The 1,200-nt window shown below is 41.4% G+C and carries 1 protein-coding gene; it reads right to left on the bottom strand.

Annotated elements, in window-relative coordinates:
- Positions 1 to 285: 285 nt before the first annotated feature.
- A complete protein-coding gene (locus tag OB13_RS17955; RefSeq protein ID WP_461491563.1) occupies positions 286 to 1,140 on the bottom strand; it encodes an SDR family oxidoreductase in 855 nt (284 codons plus the stop codon).
- Positions 1,141 to 1,200 lie beyond the last annotated feature (60 nt).

Below are 1,200 nucleotides of genomic sequence, written 5' to 3'. Positions count from 1 at the left end.
CAACAGGGGTTCGATTCCCCTACGGACTACACAATAAACCTTAAAAACCCGCTTATTTGATAAAATAAGCGGGTTTTTTGTTTTTAGAGTAACAGAAAAGTAACAAAAAAGATTTTTCTTACGATTAATGCCTCTTGATACTACTAAAGCCCTGTTTAACTTTATTGCATTAAAAGCAGAGTGCTTTATTAAGTATCTTCAAGTATGAGAGGCTTTTTAAGCAAAGACTACAAGTAGCCTAATATGTTTACTTGTTAATCTTAGCTATAACATATCAACCATAGCCTAGGCTACTCCTTTTAAAATTTCAGCTACAGTTTTAGACATGGGTGTAGTTGGTCTTTTGATCAGTCTGGAAAGCTGACGGCTGTCATCAAACAGATCTCCTCTTGATGTGGCCACATCCCAACCTGCTATCGCCTGAGCTAATCCATCCGGCAAACCAAAACTTGTAAGTATACCAGCATACTCCGCTTCGGGCAGGTTATTATAAGGTATATCTTTTCCAATCTGTTTTGACACTTCGGCTGCCAATTCACTCAGCGTATAAGCTTCATCTCCGGCAAGTTCATAGGTTTTACCCTCATGTCCTTCGCTCATTAAAGTCACTACAGCTGCCTCAGCATAGTCTTCACGTGTGGCAGATGAAACCTTCCCCTCGCCTGCACTTCCTATCAAAGCACCACCAGCAATTGCTCCGGGAATAGAACCTGCGTAGTTTTCGTTGTACCACCCGTTGCGAAGTATGGTGTACGAAATTCCGGATTCTTTCAAGGCAGCTTCGGTGGCTACGTGTTCTGAGGCAATGCTAAGAGAAGTTGTATCTGCATGCAACAGACTGGTATACACAATCTGCTTCACACCAGATTGCTTTGCTGCTTCTAGTACGTTTTTATGCTGCTGTTCCCGCTTGCCTATTTCACTGCTGGATATAAGCAACAGGGTATCTATACCTTGTAATGCTTTAAGAAGTGTCTCTGACTTATCATAATCAGCTTCTTGGGATTCAACGCCTAAGTCAGCTGCTTTTTGCTTAGAGCGCACAAGTGCAACAATGGTATCGGCTGATACTTTTTCTTTAAGCTTGTTTACTACTATACGCCCCAGTTGTCCGGTCGCTCCTGTGATTCCTATTTTCATGTTATTCATTTTTAGATAATTATTTCTGTTCATTCAGTCCAAAGACTAAACCATCTGGGC

This window comes from Pontibacter sp. HJ8, assembly GCF_054824225.1.
The sequence above is the reverse complement of the archived record's forward strand: the minus strand, read 5'-3'. Positions and strand labels throughout refer to the sequence as shown.

Excerpts from the sequence above, each read along its gene's own strand:
- OB13_RS17955 (WP_461491563.1), bottom strand. The coding sequence starts at position 1,140 with ATGAAAATAGGAATCACAGGAGCGACCGGACAACTGGGGCGTATAGTA.